The sequence below is a fragment of the Streptomyces sp. NBC_00019 genome (assembly GCF_045041015.1).
In the GTDB taxonomy this organism is placed as follows: domain Bacteria; phylum Actinomycetota; class Actinomycetes; order Streptomycetales; family Streptomycetaceae; genus Streptomyces.
The window spans coordinates 4,040,681-4,063,826 of sequence record NZ_CP108302.1; the positions used below are offsets into that span (position 1 = coordinate 4,040,681).

General features: G+C 69.5%; 19 protein-coding genes and 1 pseudogene. 10 read left to right on the plus strand and 10 right to left on the minus strand.

Features of this window, described 5'->3' with window-relative positions:
* Nucleotides 1-105: 105 nt before the first annotated feature.
* The 3 genes from OHU89_RS19095 to OHU89_RS19105 all read left to right on the plus strand — a co-directional run bounded on the left by OHU89_RS19095 (nt 106) and on the right by OHU89_RS19105 (nt 2,289).
* Entirely contained in the window at nt 106-312 is a 207-nt protein-coding gene (locus tag OHU89_RS19095; protein ID WP_405644450.1) for a hypothetical protein, read from the plus strand.
* Nucleotides 305-1,114 carry a DUF2637 domain-containing protein gene (locus OHU89_RS19100; RefSeq protein WP_405644452.1) on the plus strand — a complete coding sequence of 270 codons (810 nt, stop codon included), beginning with the start codon at nt 305-307 and terminating at the stop codon, nt 1,112-1,114. Before OHU89_RS19095 ends, OHU89_RS19100 begins: the two co-directional genes overlap by 8 nt.
* A 638-nt stretch (nt 1,115-1,752) precedes the next feature.
* The gene (locus OHU89_RS19105) at nt 1,753-2,289 is read left to right on the plus strand and encodes a hypothetical protein (RefSeq protein WP_405644453.1); all 537 of its coding nucleotides are present in this window, start codon (nt 1,753-1,755) and stop codon (nt 2,287-2,289) included.
* A 34-nt stretch (nt 2,290-2,323) separates the two neighbouring features.
* Here OHU89_RS19105 and mmsA read toward each other — a convergent pair whose 3' ends face one another.
* From mmsA to iolC, 5 genes are read right to left on the minus strand one after another with little or no spacing between them, the layout of a single operon-like run.
* Entirely contained in the window at nt 2,324-3,826 is a 1,503-nt protein-coding gene (gene mmsA, locus OHU89_RS19110) for a CoA-acylating methylmalonate-semialdehyde dehydrogenase (RefSeq protein ID WP_266892173.1), read from the minus strand.
* Nucleotides 3,827-3,840: 14 nt separating this feature from the next.
* Nucleotides 3,841-5,724 carry a 3D-(3,5/4)-trihydroxycyclohexane-1,2-dione acylhydrolase (decyclizing) gene (gene iolD / locus OHU89_RS19115; protein ID WP_405644455.1) on the minus strand — a complete coding sequence of 628 codons (1,884 nt, stop codon included), beginning with the start codon at nt 5,722-5,724 and terminating at the stop codon, nt 3,841-3,843.
* Nucleotides 5,721-6,533 carry a 5-deoxy-glucuronate isomerase gene (gene iolB / locus OHU89_RS19120; RefSeq protein ID WP_266892169.1) on the minus strand — a complete coding sequence of 271 codons (813 nt, stop codon included), beginning with the start codon at nt 6,531-6,533 and terminating at the stop codon, nt 5,721-5,723. Before iolB ends, iolD begins: the two co-directional genes overlap by 4 nt.
* Before the next feature lie 7 nt (nt 6,534-6,540).
* Nucleotides 6,541-7,431: a deoxyribose-phosphate aldolase gene (locus tag OHU89_RS19125; RefSeq protein ID WP_405644458.1), complete on the minus strand. Its 891-nt coding sequence runs from the start codon at nt 7,429-7,431 to the stop codon at nt 6,541-6,543.
* The gene (iolC, locus tag OHU89_RS19130) at nt 7,428-8,378 is read right to left on the minus strand and encodes a 5-dehydro-2-deoxygluconokinase (protein WP_405644460.1); all 951 of its coding nucleotides are present in this window, start codon (nt 8,376-8,378) and stop codon (nt 7,428-7,430) included. The genes OHU89_RS19125 and iolC overlap by 4 nt, the downstream gene beginning before the upstream one ends.
* A gap of 126 nt (nt 8,379-8,504) precedes the next feature.
* Here iolC and OHU89_RS19135 point away from each other — a divergent pair, with 126 nt between their 5' ends.
* From OHU89_RS19135 to OHU89_RS19150, 4 genes and pseudogenes are all read left to right on the plus strand, one after another.
* Nucleotides 8,505-9,422, plus strand: coding sequence for a sugar phosphate isomerase/epimerase (locus tag OHU89_RS19135; RefSeq protein WP_046262469.1), 918 nt, complete (start codon nt 8,505-8,507; stop codon nt 9,420-9,422).
* Between the two features lie 288 nt (nt 9,423-9,710).
* A pseudogene (locus OHU89_RS19140) lies at nt 9,711-10,026 on the plus strand (helix-turn-helix domain-containing protein); the annotation flags it as partial.
* Between the two features lie 316 nt (nt 10,027-10,342).
* Entirely contained in the window at nt 10,343-10,543 is a 201-nt protein-coding gene (locus tag OHU89_RS19145) for an AlpA family transcriptional regulator (protein ID WP_046262470.1), read from the plus strand.
* A 119-nt stretch (nt 10,544-10,662) separates the two neighbouring features.
* Nucleotides 10,663-11,229: a GNAT family N-acetyltransferase gene (locus OHU89_RS19150; RefSeq protein ID WP_405644462.1), complete on the plus strand. Its 567-nt coding sequence runs from the start codon at nt 10,663-10,665 to the stop codon at nt 11,227-11,229.
* Here the strand turns inward: OHU89_RS19150 and OHU89_RS19155 are convergent.
* Both OHU89_RS19155 and OHU89_RS19160 read right to left on the minus strand, forming a co-directional pair.
* Nucleotides 11,210-12,253: a zinc-dependent alcohol dehydrogenase family protein gene (locus OHU89_RS19155; RefSeq protein ID WP_405644464.1), complete on the minus strand. Its 1,044-nt coding sequence runs from the start codon at nt 12,251-12,253 to the stop codon at nt 11,210-11,212. The two genes, OHU89_RS19150 and OHU89_RS19155, sit on opposite strands and share 20 nt — an antisense overlap.
* Nucleotides 12,222-14,474, minus strand: coding sequence for an MMPL family transporter (locus OHU89_RS19160; protein WP_405644466.1), 2,253 nt, complete (start codon nt 14,472-14,474; stop codon nt 12,222-12,224). Before OHU89_RS19160 ends, OHU89_RS19155 begins: the two co-directional genes overlap by 32 nt.
* Nucleotides 14,475-14,617: 143 nt before the next feature.
* On the opposite strand from OHU89_RS19160, the gene OHU89_RS19165 reads away from it, so the two are divergent.
* From OHU89_RS19165 to OHU89_RS19175, 3 genes are all read left to right on the plus strand, one after another.
* The gene (locus OHU89_RS19165) at nt 14,618-15,283 is read left to right on the plus strand and encodes a TetR/AcrR family transcriptional regulator (RefSeq protein WP_405644467.1); all 666 of its coding nucleotides are present in this window, start codon (nt 14,618-14,620) and stop codon (nt 15,281-15,283) included.
* 279 nt (nt 15,284-15,562) lie between these two features.
* Nucleotides 15,563-15,802, plus strand: a complete 240-nt coding sequence (locus tag OHU89_RS19170; RefSeq protein WP_266892149.1) for a heavy-metal-associated domain-containing protein — start codon at nt 15,563-15,565, stop codon at nt 15,800-15,802.
* Nucleotides 15,803-15,881: 79 nt separating this feature from the next.
* The gene (locus OHU89_RS19175; protein WP_405644469.1) at nt 15,882-18,101 is read left to right on the plus strand and encodes a heavy metal translocating P-type ATPase; all 2,220 of its coding nucleotides are present in this window, start codon (nt 15,882-15,884) and stop codon (nt 18,099-18,101) included.
* 692 nt (nt 18,102-18,793) lie between these two features.
* Here the strand turns inward: OHU89_RS19175 and OHU89_RS19180 are convergent.
* The 3 genes from OHU89_RS19180 to OHU89_RS19190 form a co-directional block, all read right to left on the minus strand.
* On the minus strand, nt 18,794-20,083 hold the full coding sequence (locus tag OHU89_RS19180) for a citrate synthase (RefSeq protein ID WP_405644471.1): 1,290 nt from the start codon (nt 20,081-20,083) through the stop codon (nt 18,794-18,796).
* 233 nt (nt 20,084-20,316) lie between these two features.
* Nucleotides 20,317-22,551 carry an ATP-dependent RecD-like DNA helicase gene (locus OHU89_RS19185; protein ID WP_405644473.1) on the minus strand — a complete coding sequence of 745 codons (2,235 nt, stop codon included), beginning with the start codon at nt 22,549-22,551 and terminating at the stop codon, nt 20,317-20,319.
* Nucleotides 22,552-22,598: 47 nt separating this feature from the next.
* On the minus strand, nt 22,599-22,964 hold the full coding sequence (locus tag OHU89_RS19190) for a hypothetical protein (RefSeq protein ID WP_405644475.1): 366 nt from the start codon (nt 22,962-22,964) through the stop codon (nt 22,599-22,601).
* Between the last annotated feature and the right edge of the window lie 182 nt (nt 22,965-23,146).

The window sequence follows — 23,146 nt, forward strand, 5'->3', positions numbered from 1 at the left end:
TTCGTTGTGGGGTGTATGACGAAAGCGCAACTCCCCACGGCACCCGCGGACGGGTATTCACACGGTGCCAGGACCCCCGCCTCACAGCTCGGGGAGTGGACATTCATGCCGGCTCCGGTGTCCTCCGCTCCGGAGGCGGGCGCGGTCCTCCAGCGCGGCAGGGAGCGTGTGGAGCTCAGGTACACCTCGGCGCTGCTGGACGACTTCCTGCTGGCGATGAGCCGGATCCAGGGCGACTTCACCCGCCTGTCGGACACCACCGAGTTCTATGCCGTACCCGAGACGCGGCCCCGGCGGAACAGCCATGCATGAGAGACAGCCTTCCTCTGCCTCCCGCAACGGCCACGTCGGCGAGAACCTGTACGACTCGTGGATGAACTCGAACTCGACCCGTCCCGTCGCCCGTACGGTGCCCGGCAGAGAGGCATGGACCCCGGACAACCTGCACGTCACGGCGAACTGGGACCCCGCCGAGGAACTGGCCTACCTCCTACAGGCCCAGACCGCCGAGCAGCATCTGGCCGAGGTTCCCCTGTACGAGGACGGCTTCCTGCCGGAGCAGGAGCCGGTGTTCACCCCCGAGGGGCCGGCCATGCGCCGGCGTCCCCTGGGGCACCGGCGGATCCGCACGCCCAGGATGCCGCTGTCGAGGATGTCGACGATGCAGACGGTCAGCTTCCTGGTCGCCTCGGTGGCCAGCATCATCGTCGCCATGATCAGTGTGTTCAGCGGTATCGTCGCCTACGACCCGTTGCGCGAGGTGGCTACCGAGGTCCCCGCCCACTCCGTTGCGGACCGCTGGTGGCCGCTGATGGTCTACGGGCCGTGGGTGGTCTCCTCCCTCTCGGTTCTGCGGGCCGCTCTGCACCGGCGCCGCGCCGCGCACTCGTGGTGCGTCGTGATGTTCTTCTCGGCCGTGGCCATGGCGCTGTGCGTCATCCAGGCACCGAGGACCCTTCCCGACATCGCCGCTGCGGCACTCCCGGCGGTCGCCGCACTGACCTGCTTCCACCAACTGGTGCGCCAGATCACGCTGACCCGTCCCCCTCGCAAGGCCGCCCGGCGGCATCGCGACGCCTCGTCGTCGTCCAAGTTAGCCAGTGCGGACCTGTGAAGACGCGCCGTCAGTTCGCGAATTCCGATCAACAGACTCGTCAGTGAATTCGGTCGAGGTGTTCTGCGAACTCATGGTGCTCGACACGCCGCACGAGCGGGAGGTTCGGGAACGTGCGGGCCTTGATCGGGTCGCGTGTGCCGGCAGAGATCAGGCGACGGGTAGGAAGTTCTGATTCGAGGCCCGGAATATCGGCTCGATCATGACGTCGTCCGTTTGTGAGACGCCGTTTTCAGCCCTGACCGCCAGCCGGAAGCGTCGGCCGTGATGGTTCCTGCCTGCCCAGCCAGCACCTTCGTGTCACCGCTCGCCCATCGCGGAGGCAAAGGGCGGGACTCCTCAGGGAGGCAGCGCGTCAGCCGGACGGGCAGGGAGGTGAATCGAGTACCACGGAATTGACCCGGGCCCCTCCTGGTGCCCGCCGGGCGGCCCGAGGCGCGGGGCAGGGTCTCGAGGAACTCTCCGGCACCAGGGGAACATCCTTGCCAGAAGCGAACACCCTGGAGGCATTCGCCACGGTTCGCCACCCCTTCCGCAAGAGCTCAACGCCCTGGATCATGACCATGCCGGGGCCACCACCCTGGCGGCGAGGGAGAAGTGCGTCGCCCGGTCGGGCGACCGGATCCCGGAGGAAATCGATGCAAAGAGCCCCGAAACGGGCCATGGAATGGCTGGCCGCCGCGGCGACCAACCCGCGAGCCTGCAAGCGGCAGTGGCGAGGGGAGTCCGGGATCGCGGTGCTGGCCTGCGGACGGTTCTGGGATGTGCTGAGCATGCCGGAGGAGATGGGCGTGCTGGCCCTCGACACCTTGCTGTGCATTCCGCAGATGCCCGGTCCCGTGCTCGCCGACACCGCCGCCCGCCGGGTGGGGTTCTTCCTGCCCCCGGATCCCAAGAGCCGCTGGATCGGCTCGGACATTCGCTATCAGGGCAAGGACGCGTGGATCGCGGTGCCCGCGCCGCATCGGGCCGCCGGGCGCCTGCGCTGGCTGGTGCCGCCCGACGGCACCGGCACGCTGTTCGTCCCGGCTGCCGTGGAACTGGCGCTCCAGCAGGCGCTGGGCACCCTCTCGATACGGGCCGGCGTGCGGCGGCCGTGCCCGACGTGCGGGGCGGCCACCGCACGGGCCCGCAGCCGGAGCGGTGGCCGCCCCGCCGACAGGCCCGCCCCGTAGGCGGGACGCCACCCGCCGAGGGCCTGCGTCGCTCTCAGTGGTTGCGCGGGAAGCCCAGGTCCACGCCCGACGGGCCGTCGGCCGGGTCGGGCCAGCGGGTGGTGACGACCTTGCCGCGGGTGTAGAAGTGCGTGCCGTCGTTGCCGTAGATGTGGTGGTCGCCGAAGAGCGAGTCCTTCCAGCCACCGAAGCTGTGGTAGCCGACGGGGACCGGGATCGGGACGTTCACGCCGACCATGCCGGCCTCGACCTCCAGCTGGAAGCGGCGGGCGGCGCCGCCGTCCCGGGTGAAGATCGCGGTGCCGTTGCCGAACGGCGAGGCGTTGATCAGGGCGATGCCGTCGTCGTAGGTGTCCACGCGCAGCACGGTCAGGACGGGGCCGAAGATCTCGTCCTGGTACGCCTTCGCCGTGGTGGGCACCTTGTCGAGGAGCGAGATGCCGATCCAGTGACCGTCCTCGAAGCCCTCGACCGTGTAGCCGGAGCCGTCCAGGACGACCTCGCAGCCCTCGGCCGCGGCGCCGGTGACGTAGGACGCCACCTTGTCGCGGTGGACCTTGGTGATGAGCGGGCCCATCTCGGAGGCCGGGTCGTTGCCGGGGCCGATCTTGATCTTCTCGGCGCGCTCGCGGATCTTCTCCACCAGCTCGTCGCCGATCGCACCGACCGCGACCACGGCCGAGATGGCCATGCAGCGCTCGCCCGCCGAACCGTAGGCCGCGCTCACCGCGGCGTCCGCGGCCGCGTCGAGGTCGGCGTCCGGGAGGACCAGCATGTGGTTCTTGGCGCCGCCGAGAGCCTGGACGCGCTTGCCGTTCGCGGAGGCCGTGGTGTGGATGTAGCGGGCGATCGGGGTCGAGCCGACGAAGGAGACGGCCTTGACGTCCGGGTGCTCCAGGAGACGGTCCACGGCCACCTTGTCGCCGTGGACGACGTTGAAGACACCGTCGGGCAGACCGGCCTCGGCCAGCAGCTCGGCGATCTTCAGGGAGGCCGACGGGTCCTTCTCGGACGGCTTCAGCACGAAGGTGTTGCCGGTCGCGATGGCGATCGGGAACATCCACATCGGGACCATCGCCGGGAAGTTGAACGGCGTGATGCCGGCCACGACACCCAGCGGCTGCCGGATCGAGGCCACGTCCACGCGGCTGGCGACCTCGGTCGACAGCTCGCCCTTCAGCTGCACGGTGATCCCGCACGCCAGGTCCACGATCTCCAGACCACGCGCGACCTCGCCCAGCGCGTCGCTGTGCACCTTGCCGTGCTCGGCGGTGATCAGCTCCGCGATCGCGTCCCGGTTCGCCTCGAGCAGCGCCCGGAACCTGAACAGGATGGTCGTCCGCTTGGCCAGCGAGGAGGTGCCCCAGGTCTGGAACGCGTCCTTGGCGGCGGCGACGGCGGAGTCCACCTCCTCCACGGAGGCGAACGCGACCTTGGTGGTGACCGCGCCGGTCGCCGGGTCGGTGACCGGCCCGTAGTTGCCCGACGCGCCTTCGACGGTCTTGCCGCCGATCCAGTGGTTGACGATCTTCGTCATGCCCAGTAGCTCCTTCACAGATGGCGGCGTCGGGTAGAGACGTGCCGGTCGTACAGCTCTCGTGCCTTGACCGCCGACGGTCGGGTCGCGGTCTCGGCCACAGGTACATCCCACCAGGCTTGCGCCGGAGGCGCGCCCGACACTGTGTCTGCCGTTTCGGTCTCGACGTAGACACATGTGGGTGTGTCCGCCGCGCGTGCCTGAGCGAGGGCCTCGCGCAGGTCACTCATGGTCTTCGCGCGCAGAACGCGCATTCCCAGGCTGGCCACGTTGGCGGCCAGATCCACCGGGAGCGGCGCCCCGGTGTAGGTACCGTCCTCGGACCGGTACCGGTACGCGGTGCCGAACCGCTCGCCGCCCACCGACTCGGAGAGCCCGCCGATCGAGGCGTACCCGTGGTTCTGGATGAGCAGCATCTTGATCGCGACGCCCTCCTGGACGGCGGTCACGATCTCGGTCGGCATCATCAGGTACGTGCCGTCGCCGACCAGCGCCCAGACGTTGCGCTCGGGGTCGGCCATCTTCACGCCGATCGCCGCCGGGATCTCGTAGCCCATGCAGGAGTAGCCGTACTCCAGGTGGTACTGGTCCCGGGAGCGTGCCCGCCACAGCTTGTGCAGATCGCCGGGGAGCGAGCCGGCCGCGTTGATGATCACGTCCGACTCGTCGACCAGGGCGTCCAGCGCGCCGAGGACCTGCGGCTGGGTCGGGCGTACGTCGGGTTCGTCGGCCTCGTAGGCGGCGTCGACGCGGTACTCCCAGCGGTCCTTGTCGAGCGTGTACTCGCCGACGTACGACTCCGGGACCCGGTGGTCGTGCATGCGCAGGGCCGCGGTCAGCTCGGCCAGGCCGCTGCTCGCGTCCGCGACGAGCGGCTGCCCGGCCAGCTTGTGGCCGTCGAACGGGGCGATGTTGAGGTTGAGGAAGCGCACGCCGTCACCCGAGAACAGGGTGTGGGAGGCCGTGGTGAAGTCGGTGTAGCGGGTGCCGACGCCTATCACCAGGTCGGCCTGGCGGGCGAGTTCGTTGGCGGTCGCGGTGCCGGTGTGGCCGATGCCGCCGACGTCCTGGGGGTGGTCCCAGCGCAGGGAGCCCTTGCCGGCCTGGGTGGAGGCGACGGGGATACCCGTGGTCTCCGCGAACTCGGCGAGTGCCTCCTCCGCACGGCTGTGGTGGACGCCGCCGCCCGCGATGATCAGCGGGCGCTGGGCCGCGCGGATCGCCCGTACCGCCTCGGCGAGTTCGGTCGGGTCCGCGCCCGGCCGTCGTACGACCCAGGTGCGCTCGGCGAAGAACTCGTCGGGCCAGTCGTAGGCCTCGGCCTGGACGTCCTGCGGGAGCGCGAGGGTCACCGCGCCCGTCTCCACCGGGTCGGTGAGGACGCGCATCGCCTGGAGGGCCGCCGGGATCAGGGCCTCCGGGCGTGTGACGCGGTCGAAGTACCTCGACACCGGGCGCAGGCTGTCGTTGACGCTGATGTCTCCCGCGTAGGGGACTTCGAGCTGCTGGAGGACCGGGTCGGCGACGCGGGTGGCGAAGATGTCGCCGGGGAGGAGCAGGACCGGGAGGTGGTTGATCGTGGCGAGCGCGGCGCCGGTGACCAGGTTGGTCGCGCCGGGGCCGATCGACGTCGTCACGGCGTGTGTGGACAGGCGGTTGGACTGGCGGGCGTAGCCGATGGCCGCGTGGACCATCGACTGCTCGTTGCGGCCCTGGTGGTACGGCATGTCGTCGCCGTACTCGATGAGCGCCTGGCCGAGTCCGGCCACGTTGCCGTGGCCGAAGATGCCCCAGGTGGCGCCGATCAGCCGCTGCCGTACGCCGTCGCGCTCCGTGTACTGGGCGGCGAGGAAGCGTACGAGTGCCTGCGCGACCGTGAGCCTCGTCGTTGAGGTCATCGGTAACCCTCCGTGTGGTCCGGGTGGAAGCAGATCCGCCACTCCCGCGTCTGACCCGGTCCCGCCATGACGTTCAGGTAGTACATGTCGTGGTCGGGCTGGGCGATGGACGGGCCGTGCCATCCGTCGGGGACGAGGACGGCGTCGCCGGAGCGGACCTCCGTGAGGACGTCCGATCCGCCCTCACGGGAGGGAGATACGCGCTGATAGCCGAAACCGTTCGGGCCGTCGATCTCGAAGTAGTAGATCTCCTCCAGCTCCGCTTCCTCGCCGGGCCGGTTCTCGTCGTGCTTGTGGGGCGGGTACGAGGACCAGTTGCCGCCGGGGGTGATGACCTCGACGGCGATGAGCTTGTCGCAGTCGAAGGCGTCGGCGGAGGCGAAGTTGCGGACGTGGCGCAGGCGGTTGCCGCTGCCACGCTCTTCGGTGGGGACCTCCGGCGCGGGGCCGTAGCGGGCGGGGAGTCGTCGCTCGCACTTCGCTCCTGCCAGGGCGAAGCGGCCTCCCGCGCCGGAGGCGATCGTTGCCCGGGCGTCGCGGGGAACGTACGCGAAGTCGGAGACCGACGCGAACACGCTTTCCCTGCCCAGGAGTTGGAACTCGTTTTCTTCTGTTTGTACGGTACATCCGCCTTCCAGCGGAAGGACGATCCACTCGCTGTCGCCGGTGGTGAAGGTGTGCGTGCCACCCGGCTCCAGCGTGACGATCCGCAGACTGCAGTAGGTCCAGCCGGCCCGCTTGGGGTCGATGTCCACGGTGTACAGGGCGTTGGTCGAGGATCCCTCGGGAACGTACAACTCGTTGCTCATGCGGCCCTCACAGCAGTCCTACGGCGGTGTCCACGGCGGCGGCCACATCCCCGTCCGCCGGGTAGAGCAGCGAACGGCCGACCACCAGACCCCGGACGGTGGGAAGTTGCAGCGCCCCGCGCCACTTCTCGTACGCGCCGGCTTGTTCCTCCATGGAGCCGCCCACCTCGCCGCCCAGGAGGACGGCGGGCAGCGTGGAGGTGGCCATGACCTCGGCCATGTCGTCGGGGTTGTCGGTGACGGGGACCTTCAGCCAGGTGTAGGCCGAACTGCCGCCCAGGCCCGAGGCGATGGCGATGGACTTGGTGACGGCCTCGGCGGAGAGGTCGTTCCTGACCTTGCCCTCGTCCGTGCGGCTGCTGATGAACGGCTCGACGAAGACCGGGAGTTGCCGTGCGGCCATGTCGTCGATCGCGCGGGCGGTGGACTCCATGGTGGTGAGGGAGCCCGCGTCGGCGTAGTCGATCCGCAGGAGCAGCTTGCCGGCGTCGAAGCCGAGCCGCTGGATGTCCTCGGCGCGGTGGCCGGTGAAGCGGTCGTCGAGTTCGAAGCTGGCGCCCTGGAGGCCGCCGCGGTTCATCGAGCCCATGACGACCTTGCCGTCGAGGGCGCCGAGCAGCAGCAGGTCGTCGAGGATGTCGGCGGTGGCGAGGACGCCGTCGACGCCGGGGCGGGACAGTGCCAGGACCAGGCGTTCGAGCAGGTCGGCGCGGTTGGCCATGGCGAACTTGCGGTCGCCGACGCCGAGGGCGCCGCGGGCCGGGTGGTCGGCGGCAACGATCATCAGGCGGTCGTTCGAGCCGAGCAGCGGTCTGCGGACGCGGCGGGCGGCGGCCTCCGCGATCGCCTCGGGGTGGCGGGTGCGCAGGCGGACGAGTTCGGAGACGTCGACGGTCACTTGACGGCCCCCGCACTGATCGCGGCCTCGACCTCGTCCGGTGTGGGCATCGCCGAGCTGCACTCCAGGCGGGAGGCGACGATGGCACCGGCCGCGTTGGCGTGCCGCATGATCTTCTCCAGGTCCCAGCCTTCGAGGAGGCCGTGGCAGAGCGAGCCGCCGAAGGCGTCGCCGGCGCCGAGGCCGTTGAGGACGGTGACGGGCAGGGGCGGGACCTCGGCGGTGTTTCCGTTTCGGTCGACCGCCAGGACTCCCTTGGGGCCCTGCTTGACCACGGCGATCTCGACACCGGCGTCCAGCAGTGCCTGGGCCGCCGCGCGGGGTTCACGGACGCCTGTCGCGACCTCCACCTCGTCGAGGTTGCCGACCGCGACGGTCGTGTGGCGCAGGGCCTCCTCGTAGAAGGGGCGGGCCTGCGCGGGGTCCTTCCAGAACATGGGGCGCCAGTCGAGGTCGAAGACCGTGAGGCCCGCCTTGGCGCGGTGGGCGAGGGCCGCCAGCGTCGCCGTACGGCTGGGCTCCTCGCTCAGGCCGGTGCCGGTGACCCAGAAGATGCGGGCGTCGCGGATGGCGTCGAGGTCGAGCTCGTGGGCGTCGATCTCCAGGTCCGGGGCCTTGGGCTCCCGGTAGAAGTACAGCGGGAAGTCATCCGGCGGGAAGATCTCGCAGAAGACGACCGGGGTGGGCAGGCCCGGGACCGGGGTGACCCAGCGGTCGTCGACGCCGAAGCCCTTCAGCGCCTGGTGGAGATAGGTGCCGAAGGGGTCGTCGCCGGTGCGTGTGATCACCGCGGTGCGGCGTCCCAGGCGGGCGGCGGCGACCGCTACGTTGGTGGCCGAGCCGCCGAGGAACTTGCCGAAGGTCTCCACCTCCGGCAGTGGGACGCCCGTCTGCAGCGGATAGATGTCTACTCCGATCCGCCCCATGGTGATCAGGTCGTACGCCATCGAGTTCCCTTCGTATCGACTCTCCCCCGGATTTCTAGTCCCGGATCCCGAGCCCTGTCAATGTTTTGTCCAGACATTCGGACGAGACCTTGACAGCGCTTACTGCCCGAACCGAAGCTGACCGGCATGACGTCGTTGTCACCTCAGCCCTCACTGTCGCGCATCCGGATCGGGTCGGCTCCCGACTCCTGGGGTGTGTGGTTCCCCGACGACCCCCAGCAGGTCCCCTGGCAGCGCTTCCTCGACGAGGTCGCCGGCTCCGGTTACGAGTGGATCGAGCTGGGCCCGTACGGGTATCTGCCGACCGATCCCGCGGTCCTCACCGAGGAGGTGAACCGTCGGGGCCTCAAGGTGTCCGCCGGCACCGTCTTCACCGGCCTGCATCATGGCGAGGCCGTGTGGGAGAAGACCTGGGCGCATGTCGCGGACAACGCGGTGCTGGCGCAGGCGATGGGAGCGAAGCACCTCGTGGTCATTCCGTCCTTCTGGCGGGACGACAAGACCGGTGAGGTGCTGGAGTCCGACACCCTGACGCCGGAGCAGTGGCGCAATCTCACCTCGCTGACCGAGCGGCTGGGGCAGCGGGTGCGGGAGGAGTACGGGCTGCAGATCGTCGTCCATCCGCACGCCGACACGCACATCGACAGCGAGTCGAATGTCGTCCGGTTCCTGGATGGGACCGACTCCTCGCTCGTGTCGCTGTGCCTGGACACCGGGCACTACGCGTACTGCGGTGGGGACAGCGTCAAGCTGATCGAGACGTACGGGTCGCGGATCGGGTACCTGCATCTCAAGCAGGTGGATCCGGAGATCCTCGCGGACGTGCGGGCCAAGGGGACGCCGTTCGGGCCCGCGGTGGCGCAGGGTGTGATGTGTGAGCCGCCGACGGGTGTGCCTGCGCTGGGGCCGGTGCTGGAGGCTGCGGGGAAGCTGGATGTGGATCTGTTCGCGATTGTCGAGCAGGACATGTATCCCTGTGAGCCGGACAAGCCGTTGCCCATCGCTCAGCGGACTCGGGCGTTCTTGAGGTCCTGCGGGGCGTAGGTAGCTTCGTCTGCAGGGGCGTGGGGGCTGGTCGCGCAGTTCCCCGCGCCCCTAGGCATGTTGCATGCATGGCTGGATGACTCGTGCCGTGCGTGTCCTGAACGAATATGGGCCCTCTGGGACCTGGGAGTTCGCCGTTGCCGCGCCTCATCCTCGGGTGCGGCCCGCGATCATCAGCTATTGCGGGGTTCGGGTCGCCACAGGCCCACGACAACCCCTGCCGTCGGAGAGCACAAGCCCCAGCGGGTGGGGGAACTCGCTTCCGCGTTGGCCGTGTTGCCGTCCCGGGAGAGCCGGTTCCGGGAGCAGATCGGGCTCGGACCCAAGGCGGCGGCTCGGGTGCTGCGGTTGCAGCGGGCTCGGCGGCTGCTGGCGGCGGGGCGGGGGCAGGCGGAGACCGCGGTCGTGTGCGGGTACTACGACCAGGCCCATCTCAGCGGTGAGTTCAAGGCGATGACCGGGTGCACACCGCGGGAGTTCACTCTGGCGCGGCGCGGGCCGGGGGGGGGTGCCCGACGGTGACCGGATGACGGGCGAGGCGACGAGTCTGGTGCTCACGCCGGGTGGCGGTGCGGATTTTTCCAAGACCGGCGGTGTTGGCTGAATGCAGTCTGTGACCTCCGGTGTTGAGCCGCTCCGGCCACGGGGGCACGCCGTGAAGGGCGTTCCGCGTGCCGATGTCAACGCGCCCCGCCCATAGCCCGCGTACGCCTTTGCTGCACTCACGTCACAAACGCCCCCTTCGTGTCACACATGTCGCGTGTACGCGGGTCTTGCGTCACACGCTGTACACAGCCCCTGACTTGCAGTCACTCGGCGTCGTTCACGGGGCACAGGCTTTGTGATCGCCAGCGCAGCGCCCGGTACCCCCGACGGCCGTTCCCGGCCGCCGCCGCGGTGCGCGCGGGGAGGTGCCACTCATGACCGACCGAAGGCTCTGGTCGTACAAGGAGATCGCGGCGCACATCCGGGTGCAGCCGGACACCGTGCGGTCGTACCGCAAGCACGGGCTGCTGCCGCCGCCCGACCATGTCGAGGGCGGCAAGCCGTTCTGGTACGCGGACACCGTCCGGAAGTGGGTCGCCGCGCGCCCGGGCAACCGTGGGCGCAGAGAGGACTGAGACATCTCCCGTCGTGTCGAAGGGTGCCTGCGTACGGCTCGCCGGCACCCCTTTTCGTGGTGCCGGCGGTCAGGAAAATCGCGGGCCGGAAGAAGGTCGTCTCTGGCACAGTCGCCCTCATGAGCAACTTCTCTGTCAAACCTGTCCTCACCGGCGAGAAGGCCGTGCTGCGTCCGTTCACGGAGGCGGACGTGGAGGGCATGTGGGAGATCATCGGCGACGCGGAGGTCACCCACTTCACGGGCGACCCGCCGGACGAAATCACCCTGGAGCGGCTGCGGAACTGGTACGGCTCCCGCAGCTCGCAGCCCGACCGCCTCGACCTCGCCGTCACCGACCCCGCCACCGGTGAACTCGTCGGCGAGGTCGTGCTCTACGAGTGGGACACCGAGGCCCGCAGCTGCACCTTCCGCACGCTGATCGGCCCGCGGGGACGCGGCCGGGGCATCGGCACGGAGGCGACCCGGCTCATCGTCGGGTACGGCTTCGAGCAACTCGGGCTGCACCGGATCCAGTTGGAGGCATACGCCTACAACCACCGGGCCCTGCGCGTGTACGAGAAGGCCGGTTTCGTACGGGAGGGGCTCCGGCGGGAGACCGAGTTCAGGCACGGCGCATGGGTCGACGAAGTCGTCATGGGCATCCTCGACCGCGACTGGGCCGCCCTCACCGCCACGGCTCGATGACCGTCACCCCCGCCCCCGGTGCCGTGCCCATCGCGGCCAGCGCGGCGGGTGTCGCGTCCAGGTCGATCGAGGACGTCACCAGCAGATCGGGCCGCAGCACGCCCGCCCGGACCAGCTCCAGCATCGGCGGGTAGGTGTGCGCGGCCATGCCGTGGCTGCCGAGGAGTTCGAGCTCCAGGGCGATCGCGCGGGCCATCGGAACCGGGGTCGTGCCGGTGGGTGAGGGGAGCAGGCCGACCTGGACGTGCCGGCCCCGGCGGCGCAGCGAGTCGACCGAGGCCGCGCAGGTGACGGGCGAGCCGAGGGCGTCCAGCGACAGATGGGCACCGCCGCCGGTCAGCTCGCGGATCGCCGCCCCCGTGTCCCCGGCCTTCGACGCGTCCACGCACTCCGCCGCGCCGAACTTCCGTGCCAGTTCGAGCGCCTGCGGGGACACGTCCACCGCCACCACCCTCGCCCCCGACGCCGCCGCGATCATCACCGCCGACAGGCCCACCCCGCCGCAGCCGTGCACCGCGACCCACTCCCCCGCGGCGACCCTTCCCTGTTGCACGACCGCGCGGAACGCCGTGGCGAAACGGCAGCCGAGCGCTGCGGCGGTGGCGTAGGAGAGGTCGTCGGGGATCGCCACGAGGTTCACGTCGGCGTGGTCCAGGGCTACGTACTGGGCGAACGAACCCCAGTGGGTGAAGCCGGGCTGGGTCTGGTGCGGGCAGATCTGGTGGTCGCCGGCGGCGCAGGTCGCGCAGGTGCCGCAGGCGCAGACGAAGGGGACGGTTACTCTGTCGCCGGGGCGCCAGGCGGTGACTGCGGTGCCGACTGCTTCCACGACGCCGGCGAGTTCGTGGCCGGGTACGTGGGGGAGGGTGACGTCCGGGTCGTGGCCCTGCCAGCCGTGCCAGTCGCTTCTGCAGAGGCCGGTGGCTTCTACGCGTACGACGACGCCGTGCGTGGGGGGTGCGGGGTCGGGGACCTCGCGTACCTCTGCCGGGTCACCGTATTGCTCGAATACCACCGCTCGCATCTGCCATCCCATCGTCGTTTTCGTCTGCGGGTACATCGTGGCTGGTCGCGCCGTTCCCCGCGCCCCTGTCGGGGCGCTGTTCCTCGGCCTCGCTCAATCCGAACCGATCGTGGAACCTCCGCAACGGTCCTGGCGCCCACCACGTCGCCCTTCCCGTCAGCTTCATCACCGCCGGTACCAGCAGGCTTCGTACGATCATCGCGTCCATCACGACCGCCAGGGCGATGCCCAGGCCCAGCATCTTGGTGTTCGTCACCCGTGACGTGCCGATCGCGACCATGACCACCGCCAGGATCACCGCCGCCGCCGTGATCAGACCGCCCGTGCGCTGGAGGCCGTGGCGGACCGCCTCGTTGTGATCGCCTGTCGTGTCGTACTCCTCCTTGATGCGGGAGAGGAGGAACACGCCGTAGTCCATGGAGAGGCCGAAGGCCACGCAGAACATCAGGACCGGGAGGGTCGTCTCGATCGAGCCGGGGCTGGTGAAGCCCAGTGGGCCAGAGAGGTGGCCGTCCTGGAAGACCCATACCACCGCGCCGAACATGGCCGTCAGGCTGAGCGCGTTGAGCACCACCGCCTGGATCGGTATCAGCACACTGCCGGTCAGGAGGAAGACCAGGAGCAGGGTGACGATCACGATGAAGGCGGCCGCCCAGGGCAGTTGCTCGGCGATCGCGTCCTTGGAGTCGACCAGGACGGCCGCGGTACCGGTCACGCTGGTGTCGAAGGGGGCGTCCGTGGAGCGCAGTTCGCCCACGAGGCGCTGAGCCGCGTCGTCGACCGCCTCGCCCTTCGGCTGCACCGTGAAGTACGCCGCCTCGCCGTTCACCAGGGGGCCGTCGACCCTCAGTACCTCGGGGAGTTCGGCGATCCGCTCCTTGTACGCGGCGTACTGGGCTTCGCTCGCCCGGCCCTCCGCCAGGACTTCCAGGCCGCCTCCGGGGCTGCCCGGGAAGCCGTCCCTGATGTGCTGCTGCACGACATGGGACTCGGCGGTCGAGGGCAGCTGGCGGTCGTCGGCGGTGCCGAACTTCACGCCCAGGAAGGGGAGTCCGAGCAGGACGAGGACCGCGGTGGTGCCGAGGGCGAAGAAGGGGGCCCGGCGCATCACGAGCGTCGCCGCGCGGGCCCAGGCCGTGCCTTCCCGGGCGGGCCGCTCGCGGCGGAACAGGCGCCGTAGATCCCAGGAGTTGACCCGCTCTCCCAGCAGGACCAGCGCCGCCGGGAGCAGGATCAGTGCGGCCGCCGCGGCCAGCAGGACGACCGCGATGCCGGCGTAGGCGAAGGAGCGCAGGAAGTACTGCGGGAAGAGCAGCATCGCCGCCAGGGAGACCGCGACGGTGAGGGCCGAGAAGAGGACCGTGCGGCCGGCCGTGCGCAGGGTGGTGCCGACCGCGGTCAACGGGTCGGCGCCAGCGGACAGTTCCTCGCGGAAGCGGCGGACGATGAACAGGGCGTAGTCGATGGCCAGGCCCAGGCCGAGGGCCGTGGTGAGGTTCATCGCGAAGACCGAGACGTCGGTGAACTCGGTCAGGCCGCGCAGCACCGCGTTGGTGCCAAGGATCGCCACGATGCCGATGCCGAGGGGCAGCAGGGCGGCGACCGCGCTGCCGAAGACCATCACCAGCAGGACGAGCGTCACCGGCAGGGCGATCAGCTCGGCCCGGGTGAGGTCCTCCTGGATGATCGTCTGCATCTCGTGCCGCACGGCGACCGGGCCGCCGATCGTCACCTCCACCGGGCCATGCGCACCCCGGAACGAGGGGGCGAGGCGGTCCAGGGTCTCCCCCATCGCCTTCTCGTCGCCCGTGATGCGGGCGGCGATCAGCGCCTCGTGGCCGTCCTCCGCGCGCAGGGCCGGGGCGCCGGTGGCCCAGTAGGAGCCGACGCCTGTCACGCCCTTCCCGCCCGCCAGCCGCTCCGTCAGGCGCTCGGCCTCGGCCGCGACCGCCGGGTCGTCCACGGAGGCGCTCCCCGCGTCGACCAGGAGCAGGAGGTTGGGCTGGGAGTCCGGGAACTGGCGCTCCAGCGCCTTGGTCGCGTACGTGGACTCGGCGTCCGGGTCCTCCCAGCCGCCGGCACCCATGCGGTCGGCGACCCCGCTGCCGGCCAGCACGGCGAGCACGGTGAGCACGAGGGCCGCGAACAGCGACAACCGGGGTCGGGCGGTCACGAGTTTGGTCCAGCCTCCGGTGCGCGGCGGCTTGTCGACTTCGGTCATCGTGCGGTGTCCCCTTCACCGGGCAGCATGGATCTGCCATTGCCTTGCCATAGACTGGCAAACACGAGAGATCGCTCGCGTTTCTCCAGAATGCGAGCGACCGCTCGTGTTGTCAATCCTGTTCGGAGAGTTGGGGATAACGCGTGCCCGCGAACGAGGAGAAGGACCCGCCGCGCCGCCGCCAGGCCCGTGGTGAACGCCGTATCGCACAGTTGCTCGAAGCCGCGGCCTCGGTCTTCTGCACGACCGGCTACACGGCCGCGAGCACCAACGCCATCGCCCGCGAGGCGGGCGTCTCACCTGGCACGCTCTACCAGTTCTTCCCGAACAAGGAAGCGATCGCCATCGAGCTCGGCGGCCGGCTCGTGCACGAGATGCAGGAGACCTACGGCGAGGCGCTCGCGCCGGTCGACCCGACGACCCCGCTGGAGCAGGCGGTCGGCACCATCGTCGACCGGTTCATCGACTTCAACTGCCGGCACCCGGTGTTCTTCGCACTGATGCACGGCCCCGACATCCCCGGCCGGATCGCCGAGCAGCACGACGCCCTGCACACGACCCTCGTCGCCCGCGTCGAGAACCTGCTCCGCTCGTTCATGCCCGAGGCACCCCAGGCCGCGATCACCCGCGTCGCGCACATGGCGCTGGGGATGTACATGGCCGGCCTGGAGCTCGTCCTCGCCCACGACGGCGCCGAACGCGACGCGTACGTCCAGGAGTTGAAGAACGCCCTGGTCCGCTATCTCGCCCCGCTCGTGGGAGCCGGGCTCGGCCTGCCGGACGGACTCACCACGACTCCGACCCCCTGACCGGCGGTGCGCTGCTGTCGTGCCGCCGGCCGGACGGACGCCCCCCCTTCGCCGGGCCCGTGATCGGCACGTTCGTCGGCCTCTGGCTGCCGCACGCCCTGTGGGACTCGACACACGGCATCGCGCCGTGGTTGGTGGCGCGGCCGGCGAGCACTCGTCCGGACAGGGAGCTGTTCGCCCGGGGACACCTGCCGCACGCCGGCGGGCCCTTCTTGGGAGAAATACCCCCTAGGGGTATAGTGTGGGTAACGGACCACATCCCTCGACGAGGAGAACGACATGAGCGCCCAGACCGACACCCAGGGTTCCGTCACCACCGTCTACAAGGTGAGCGGGATGAGCTGTGGACACTGTGAGGGCTCCGTGTCCGGCGAGATCTCCGAGATCGCGGGGGTGACCTCGGTGAAGGCCGTCGCGTCGACCGGTGAGGTCACGGTCGTGTCGGAGGCCTCGCTCGACGAGGAGGCGGTGCGTGCGGCCGTGGACGAGGCAGGATTCGAGCTCGTCGGCAAGGCCTGACCCCACCCCCCTCACCACGGGCCGTGCCGACCAGTCGAGACTGGTCCCGCACGGCCCGGCCCGTTTCCTGGAGTACGGCATGACCGCCACCGAGACCCCGATATCGCCGACCGGCTCCGAAGTCGAGCTCCTCATCGGCGGGATGACCTGTGCCTCCTGCGCGGCTCGTGTGGAGAAGAAGCTCAACCGGATGGACGGGGTCACCGCCACGGTGAACTACGCCACCGAGAAGGCGAAGGTCACCTTCGCCGAGGGCGTCGGGGTCGCCGATCTGATCGCCACGGTGGTGAAGACCGGGTACACGGCGGAGGAGCCGGCGCCGCCCCGGGAGGAAGCGGCGGACGAGGACCCGGAGTTGACGTCGCTACGGCAGCGTCTCGTCGCCGCCGCGGTGCTCGCCGTCCCCGTCGTCCTGCTCTCGATGGTCCCGGCCCTGCAGTTCGACAATTGGCAGTGGCTCGCGCTCACCCTCGCCTCCCCCGTCGTCGTCTGGGGCGGGCTGCCCTTCCACAAGGCCGCCTGGACGAACGCCCGGCACGCCGCGGCCACCATGGACACACTGGTCTCGCTGGGCACGCTGGCCGCGTTCGGCTGGTCGCTGTGGGCGCTGTTCTTCGGGGACGCGGGCATGGCGGGCATGAAGGACGAGTTCGCGTTCACCGTCTCCCGCGCGCAGGGCGCCTCGACCATCTATCTCGAAGTGGCCGCCGGGGTCACCGTGTTCATCCTGCTCGGGCGCTATCTGGAGGCCCGTTCCAAGCGGCGCGCGGGAGCGGCGCTGCGGGCGCTGATGGAGCTGGGCGCCAAGGACGTGGCCGTGCTGCGGGACGGGCGCGAGGTGCGGATCCCGGTGGGCCGGCTGACGGTCGGGGACCGGTTCGTCGTACGGCCCGGGGAGAAGGTCGCCACCGACGGCACCGTCGTCGAGGGGGCCTCCGCGGTGGACGCGTCGATGCTGACCGGGGAGTCGGTGCCGGTGGACGTGGCGGCGGGGTCCGCCGTCGCGGGCGCGACCGTGAACGTCGGCGGGCGGCTCGTCGTGGCGGCCACGCGCGTGGGCGCCGACACCCAGCTCGCGCGGATGGCGAAGCTCGTCGAGGACGCGCAGAACGGCAAGGCCGAGGTGCAGCGGCTCGCCGACCGGATCTCCGCCGTGTTCGTACCGGCCGTCATCCTGATCGCCGTCGCCACCTTCGGGGCCTGGCTGGGCCTCACCGGGGACACGGTCGCCGCGTTCACCGCGGCCGTCGCCGTGCTGATCATCGCCTGTCCGTGCGCGCTGGGGCTGGCCACGCCGACCGCGCTGATGGTCGGGACGGGGCGAGGGGCTCAGCTGGGCATCCTCATCAAAGGGCCCGAGGTGCTGGAGTCCACGCGCCGGGTCGACACCGTCGTACTCGACAAGACCGGCACGGTGACCACCGGACGCATGACCTTCCAGGAGGTCCACGCCGTCGAGGGCACCGACGAGAAGCAGGTGTTGCGGCTCGCGGGCGCTCTGGAGCACGCCTCCGAGCACCCCGTCGCCCGGGCGGTCGCGGCCGGTGCCGAGGAGCGGGTCGGGCCGCTGCCGGAGGTCGAGGGGTTCGAGAACGTGCCCGGGCGGGGCGTGCGTGGGCGCGTGGAGGGCCGTGACGTGGCCGTGGGGCGTCTCCACGACGTCCTGCCGCAGGAGTTGGCCCGGATCAAGGAAGAGGCCGAGAGCGGCGGGCGTACGGCCGTGGTGGTCGGCTGGGACGGGGTGGCACGGGGTGTCGTGGCCGTCGCGGACGCGGTGAAGGAGACCAGCGCCGAGGCGGTGCGGGAGCTGCGGGCGCTGGGGCTGACGCCGGTGCTGCTGACCGGGGACAACCGGACGGTGGCGGAGGCGGTGGCCGGGCAGGTCGGGATCGAGCGGGTCGTCGCCGAGGTGCTGCCCGAGGACAAGGTCGACGTCGTACGGCGGTTGCAGGCCGAGGGACGGGTCGTGGCCATGGTCGGGGACGGGGTCAATGACGCGGCCGCGCTCGCCACCGCGGATCTGGGGCTCGCCATGGGGACGGGGACCGACGCGGCGATCGAGGCGAGTGATCTGACGCTGGTGCGCGGGGATCTTCGGGTGGCCGTCGACGCGATCAGGCTGTCGCGGCGGACGCTGGCCACGATCAAGGGCAATCTCGTGTGGGCGTTCGGTTACAACGTGGCGGCGCTGCCGTTGGCCGCCGCGGGGCTTCTGAACCCGATGATCGCGGGTGCCGCCATGGCGTTCTCCTCGGTCTTCGTGGTGACGAACAGCCTGCGTCTGCGCGCATTCCGTTGAGGGGCCCCTCTGGAGTCCGGCGCGTCACTCACATAAGCTCTTCACAAGGCTCGCGCATCTTCCTTACGCTTGGGCCTCGATCGACGTATCGGCCCTCTTGCGTACCTAACGGACATATGCAAGAGACGCAGATCACAGTGATGTGAAGGTAACCATCGAAGGGGTTCGAAGGTCTAAGTTGACGATGTCAGGCCGCGTCTTGGGGGGCGCATCCTGGCATCTGGGGATGTCTTGGGGGACTTCCTCAGAGATGCGTTGCCGGGGCACGCACTTCGGGAAGCTTTGAGCGGCCCTCCCGACCGTGCGCTGTCCCGGCAGATCGCACACAGGAGTAGTACGGCGAGTTCTGCTCGTTCTGCTCAACGGCAGTACCTGGCAATACCGAAGGACAGCGAATTCAGGCGCTGGTCTCTCAGACGCCCGGCCGGATCCCGTGGGGGGAATCCGCACCGGGACATGGGAAGGCGCCCTGGTCGTCGGCCCGTGGGGGGACTGGCGCTGGGGCGCCTTCTCCTATGTGCGCTCATACACGGACACCGAACACACGAAGACCCCGCACACCCTCAGGTGTACGGGGCCCTGCGACATCACGTCTCAGCACAGCGGGGCACCACCGGCGCGTGACCGCAAGCCGACGGACACGCCTCCAGCGACGGGGGCACCCACCGAAGCGGTGCCCCCACCGGCAGGTGTCAGCGCTCCTCGACCGGGACGAAGTCGCGCTCGACGACGCCCGTGTAGATCTGGCGGGGGCGGCCGATGCGGGAGCCGGGCTCCTTGATCATTTCGTGCCACTGGGCGATCCAGCCGGGGAGGCGGCCGAGGGCGAAGAGGACCGTGAACATCTCGGCCGGGAAGCCCATGGCGCGGTAGATGAGGCCGGTGTAGAAGTCGACGTTCGGGTAGAGGCTGCGCGAGACGAAGTAGTCGTCGGAGAGCGCGTGCTCCTCCAGCTTCAGGGCGATGTCCAGCAGCTCGTCGGACTTGCCCAGCGCCGAGAGAACGTCGTGAGCCGCCGCCTTGATGATCTTGGCGCGCGGGTCGAAGTTCTTGTACACCCGGTGGCCGAAGCCCATCAGGCGGACGCCGTCCTCCTTGTTCTTCACCTTGCGGATGAAGGAGTCGACATCGCCGCCGGAGGCCTGGATGCCCTCGAGCATCTCCAGGACGGACTGGTTGGCGCCACCGTGCAGCGGACCCCACAGGGCAGAGATACCGGCGGAGATCGACGCGAACATGTTCGCCTGCGAGGAACCGACCAGGCGGACCGTCGACGTCGAACAGTTCTGCTCGTGGTCGGCGTGCAGGATGAGGAGCTTGTCCAGGGCCGAGACGACGACCGGGTCGAGATCGTACTCCTGCGCCGGGACCGAGAAGGTCATCCGCAGGAAGTTCTCGACGTAACCGAGGTCGTTGCGCGGGTAGACGAACGGGTGACCGATCGACTTCTTGTACGCGTACGCCGCGATCGTCGGAAGCTTGGCGAGGAGGCGGATCGTCGAGAGGTTGCGCTGGTTCTCGTCGAAGGGGTTGTGGCTGTCCTGGTAGAACGTGGACAGTGCGGAGACGACCGAGGACAGCATGGCCATCGGGTGCGCGTCGCGCGGGAAGCCCCGGTAGAAGTTCTTGACGTCCTCGTGCAGCAGGGTGTGCTGCGTGATTTCGTTCTTGAAAACGGAGAGTTCGTCGACGGTCGGCAGCTCACCGTCGATCAGCAGGTAGGCGACCTCCAGGAAGGTGGAGCGCTCGGCCAGCTGCTCGATCGGGTAGCCGCGGTAGCGGAGGATGCCCGCCTCGCCGTCGAGGTAGGTGACGGCGGATTTATAGGCCGCGGTGTTCCCGTAGCCACTGTCCAGTGTCACCAGACCGGTCTGGGCGCGGAGCTTGCCGATGTCGAAGCCCTTGTCGCCAACGGTGCTGTCGATCACCGGGTAGGTGTACTCGCCGTCGCCGTACCGCAGTACTACAGAGTTGTCGCTCACGTCTTCCCTCACCCGACGTTGTGCCTCATCTTCGAGGTTGCCCTGACTGTCTCTACCATCCCCCATTTGGCGCAGGAGAGTGCACTCGGGGTCGGCCATTGGGCTAATTGGCGGCACTCAGTGCCGCCAGCTTGCCCATCCTGCCCCTCCTCGCCCGGTTCCGGAAGGGCTCTGTGACCTTCATGACTCATTTGATCGATCATTTTTCGCGATGCGTGACCCGGCGTCCCACCTCACTCCCGGAGGGGGCCCGGTGAGAGGCGGAAGTCGAGGGCCGTACAACGCCGTCCCGCCGACACCGTGCGCACCGCCTGACCGATCGCCTTGCGCGAACCGACGAGGACGACCAGCTTCTTGGCCCGGGTGACCGCCGTGTAGAGCAGATTCCGTTGAAGCATCATCCATGCTCCCGTGGTGACGGGGATCACCACGGCGGGATATTCACTGCCCTGGGAACGGTGAATGGTCACCGCGTACGCATGGGCCAGTTCGTCCAGTTCATCGAACTCGTACGGAACCTCCTCATCCTCGTCCGTCAGCACCGTGAGGCGCTGGTCGACCGGGTCGAGCGAGGTGACGACGCCCACGGTGCCGTTGAAGACACCGTTCTTGCCCTTCTCGTAATTGTTGCGAATCTGGGTGACCTTGTCGCCGACGCGGAAGACCCTCCCGCCGAACCGCTTCTCCGCCACGTCGGGGCGGCCTGGCGTGATGGCCTGCTGCAACAGGCCGTTGAGGTTTCCGGCGCCTGCGGGGCCTCGGTGCATGGGGGCGAGGACCTGGACGTCGCGGCGCGGGTCGAGTCCGAACTTGGCCGGAATTCGCCGGGCCGCGACGTCGACCGTGAGCCGGCCCGCCTCCTCCGTGTCGTCCTCGACGAAGAGGAAGAAGTCCTTCATGCCGTCGGTGACGGGGTGCTGCCCGGAGTTGATCCGGTGGGCGTTGGTGACCACACCGGACTGCTGGGCCTGACGGAACACGCGCGTGAGACGTACGGCGGGGATGGGGCTGCCGTCGGCGAGCAGGTCGCGCAGGACCTCCCCCGCTCCGACGCTGGGGAGTTGGTCGACGTCCCCGACGAAGAGGAGGTGCGCGCCCGGGGGTACCGCCTTCACCAGCTTGTTGGCGAGCAGCAGGTCCAGCATCGACGCCTCGTCCACCACCACCAGGTCCGCCTGGAGGGGACGGTCCTTGTCGTACGCCGCGTCCCCGCCCGGCTTCAGCTCCAGGAGGCGGTGGACGGTGGAGGCCTCGGTACCGGTGAGTTCGGCGAGGCGCTTTGCGGCACGCCCCGTGGGGGCGGCGAGGACGACCCTGGCCTTCCTGGCGCGCGCCAGCTCCACGATCGAACGGACCGTGAAGGACTTGCCGCAGCCGGGGCCGCCGGTGAGGACGGCGACCTTCTTGGTGAGCGCGAGCTTGACGGCGGCCTCCTGCTCGGGGGCGAGATCGGCGCCCGTACGGTCCTTCAGCCAGCCGAGCGCCTTGTCCCAGGCCACGTCGTGGAAGCCCGGCATGCGGTCCTCGGCCGTGCGCAGGAGGCGCAACAGCTGGGCGGAGAGGGAGAGTTCGGCTCGGTGGAAGGGGACGAGGTAGATCGCGGTGACCGGCTCGCCGTGCTCGCCGGGCACCTTCTCCCGTACGACACCGGGGTCTTCGCCTTCCTCGGAAGGCTCGGCCAGTTCGGCGAGGCACTCGATGACGAGACCGGTGTCGACCTGGAGGAGCTTGACCGCGTCGGCGATCAGCTTCTCCTCGGGGAGGTAGCAGTTGCCCTGGTCGGTGGCCTGCGAAAGGGCGTACTGCAGGCCCGCCTTGACGCGCTCCGGGCTGTCGTGCGGGATGCCGACGGACTGGGCGATCTTGTCGGCGGTGAGGAAGCCGATGCCCCAGACGTCGGAGGCGAGGCGGTAGGGCTGGTTCTTGACGACGGAGATGGAGGCGTCGCCGTACTTCTTGTAGATCCGCACGGCGATGGACGTGGAGACCTCCACGGTCTGGAGGAAGAGCATCACCTCCTTGATCGCCTTCTGTTCGTCCCAGGCGTCGGCGATCTTCTTGGTCCGCTTCGGGCCGAGCCCGGGGACCTCGATGAGCCGCTTGGGCTCCTCCTCGATGATCTGCAGGGTGTCCAGGCCGAAGTGCTGGGTGATGCGGTCGGCGAAGACGGGCCCGATGCCCTTGACGAGGCCCGAGCCGAGGTAGCGGCGGATGCCCTGCACGGTGGCCGGCAGGACGGTCGTGTAGTTCTCCACGGTGAACTGCTTGCCGTACTGGGGGTGCGAGCCCCAACGCCCCTCCATCCGGAGGGACTCACCGACCTGAGCGCCGAGCAGCGCGCCGACGACGGTGAGGAGGTCGCCGCCGCCCCTGCCCGTGTCGACACGGGCGACCGTGTAGCCGTTCTCCTCGTTGGCGTACGTGATCCGTTCCAGTACGCCTTCGAGTACGGCGAGCCCCTGAGCCATGATCCGACGGTACCGGGGACCTGTGACAGTGGGGCGGGAGTCAGTGGTCAGGCCGACTGGGACTTCACGTGGGTGAGCACCGTCTCGAGGTCCTCCGTCGGGGAGAACTCCACGAAGTCGCAGTCCTCCAGCGCCTCCGGGATGTGGCCGGGGGCCCAGTAGTACGCCTGGCCCGCCTCGTAGGTCTCCGAGCCCGTGGCCGTGCGCATCCGGAGCCTGCCCTTGAGGAGGTAGCCCCAGTGGGGGCACTGGCAGGCGTCGTCGGTCAGGCCCTTGAAGGCGGGGCCCATGTCCGTGCCCTGGGGGAGGTGGATGTAGCCGACGGACATGCCGCCGCCGATGGGCATCGTGCGCAGTTCGACCCCGTTGCCCTCCATGGCCACGGGGACGTCGTTCCGTGTCGCCGACGTCATGACTGCTCCGTCTCCGGCCCTCGCGAGGGCCTCGGTGAGATCACTCCGTGCCTTCAGCGTGACACCCCCTCGGCCACCGCGACATCTGAGCGCCGATCATCACGATCGGATCTCGGGATGCCGTCAGGGTCTTGATTAACCCGCGTGTAATCGATTCCAATCCTCTGCATACGTCGATGTAA

Coding starts and splice junctions, on each gene's coding strand:
- OHU89_RS19150 (WP_405644462.1), top strand. CDS start 10,663: ATGAGCAACTTCTCTGTCAAACCTGTCCTCACCGGCGAGAAGGCCGTG.
- iolB (WP_266892169.1), bottom strand. CDS start 6,533: ATGAGCAACGAGTTGTACGTTCCCGAGGGATCCTCGACCAACGCCCTG.
- OHU89_RS19155 (WP_405644464.1), bottom strand. CDS start 12,253: ATGCGAGCGGTGGTATTCGAGCAATACGGTGACCCGGCAGAGGTACGC.
- OHU89_RS19135 (WP_046262469.1), top strand. CDS start 8,505: ATGACGTCGTTGTCACCTCAGCCCTCACTGTCGCGCATCCGGATCGGG.
- OHU89_RS19095 (WP_405644450.1), top strand. CDS start 106: ATGCCGGCTCCGGTGTCCTCCGCTCCGGAGGCGGGCGCGGTCCTCCAG.
- OHU89_RS19190 (WP_405644475.1), bottom strand. CDS start 22,964: ATGACGTCGGCGACACGGAACGACGTCCCCGTGGCCATGGAGGGCAAC.
- OHU89_RS19185 (WP_405644473.1), bottom strand. CDS start 22,551: ATGGCTCAGGGGCTCGCCGTACTCGAAGGCGTACTGGAACGGATCACG.
- OHU89_RS19160 (WP_405644466.1), bottom strand. CDS start 14,474: ATGACCGAAGTCGACAAGCCGCCGCGCACCGGAGGCTGGACCAAACTC.
- OHU89_RS19145 (WP_046262470.1), top strand. CDS start 10,343: ATGACCGACCGAAGGCTCTGGTCGTACAAGGAGATCGCGGCGCACATC.
- OHU89_RS19105 (WP_405644453.1), top strand. CDS start 1,753: ATGCAAAGAGCCCCGAAACGGGCCATGGAATGGCTGGCCGCCGCGGCG.
- mmsA (WP_266892173.1), bottom strand. CDS start 3,826: ATGACGAAGATCGTCAACCACTGGATCGGCGGCAAGACCGTCGAAGGC.
- iolC (WP_405644460.1), bottom strand. CDS start 8,378: ATGGCGTACGACCTGATCACCATGGGGCGGATCGGAGTAGACATCTAT.
- OHU89_RS19170 (WP_266892149.1), top strand. CDS start 15,563: ATGAGCGCCCAGACCGACACCCAGGGTTCCGTCACCACCGTCTACAAG.
- OHU89_RS19100 (WP_405644452.1), top strand. CDS start 305: ATGCATGAGAGACAGCCTTCCTCTGCCTCCCGCAACGGCCACGTCGGC.
- OHU89_RS19175 (WP_405644469.1), top strand. CDS start 15,882: ATGACCGCCACCGAGACCCCGATATCGCCGACCGGCTCCGAAGTCGAG.
- iolD (WP_405644455.1), bottom strand. CDS start 5,724: ATGACCTCAACGACGAGGCTCACGGTCGCGCAGGCACTCGTACGCTTC.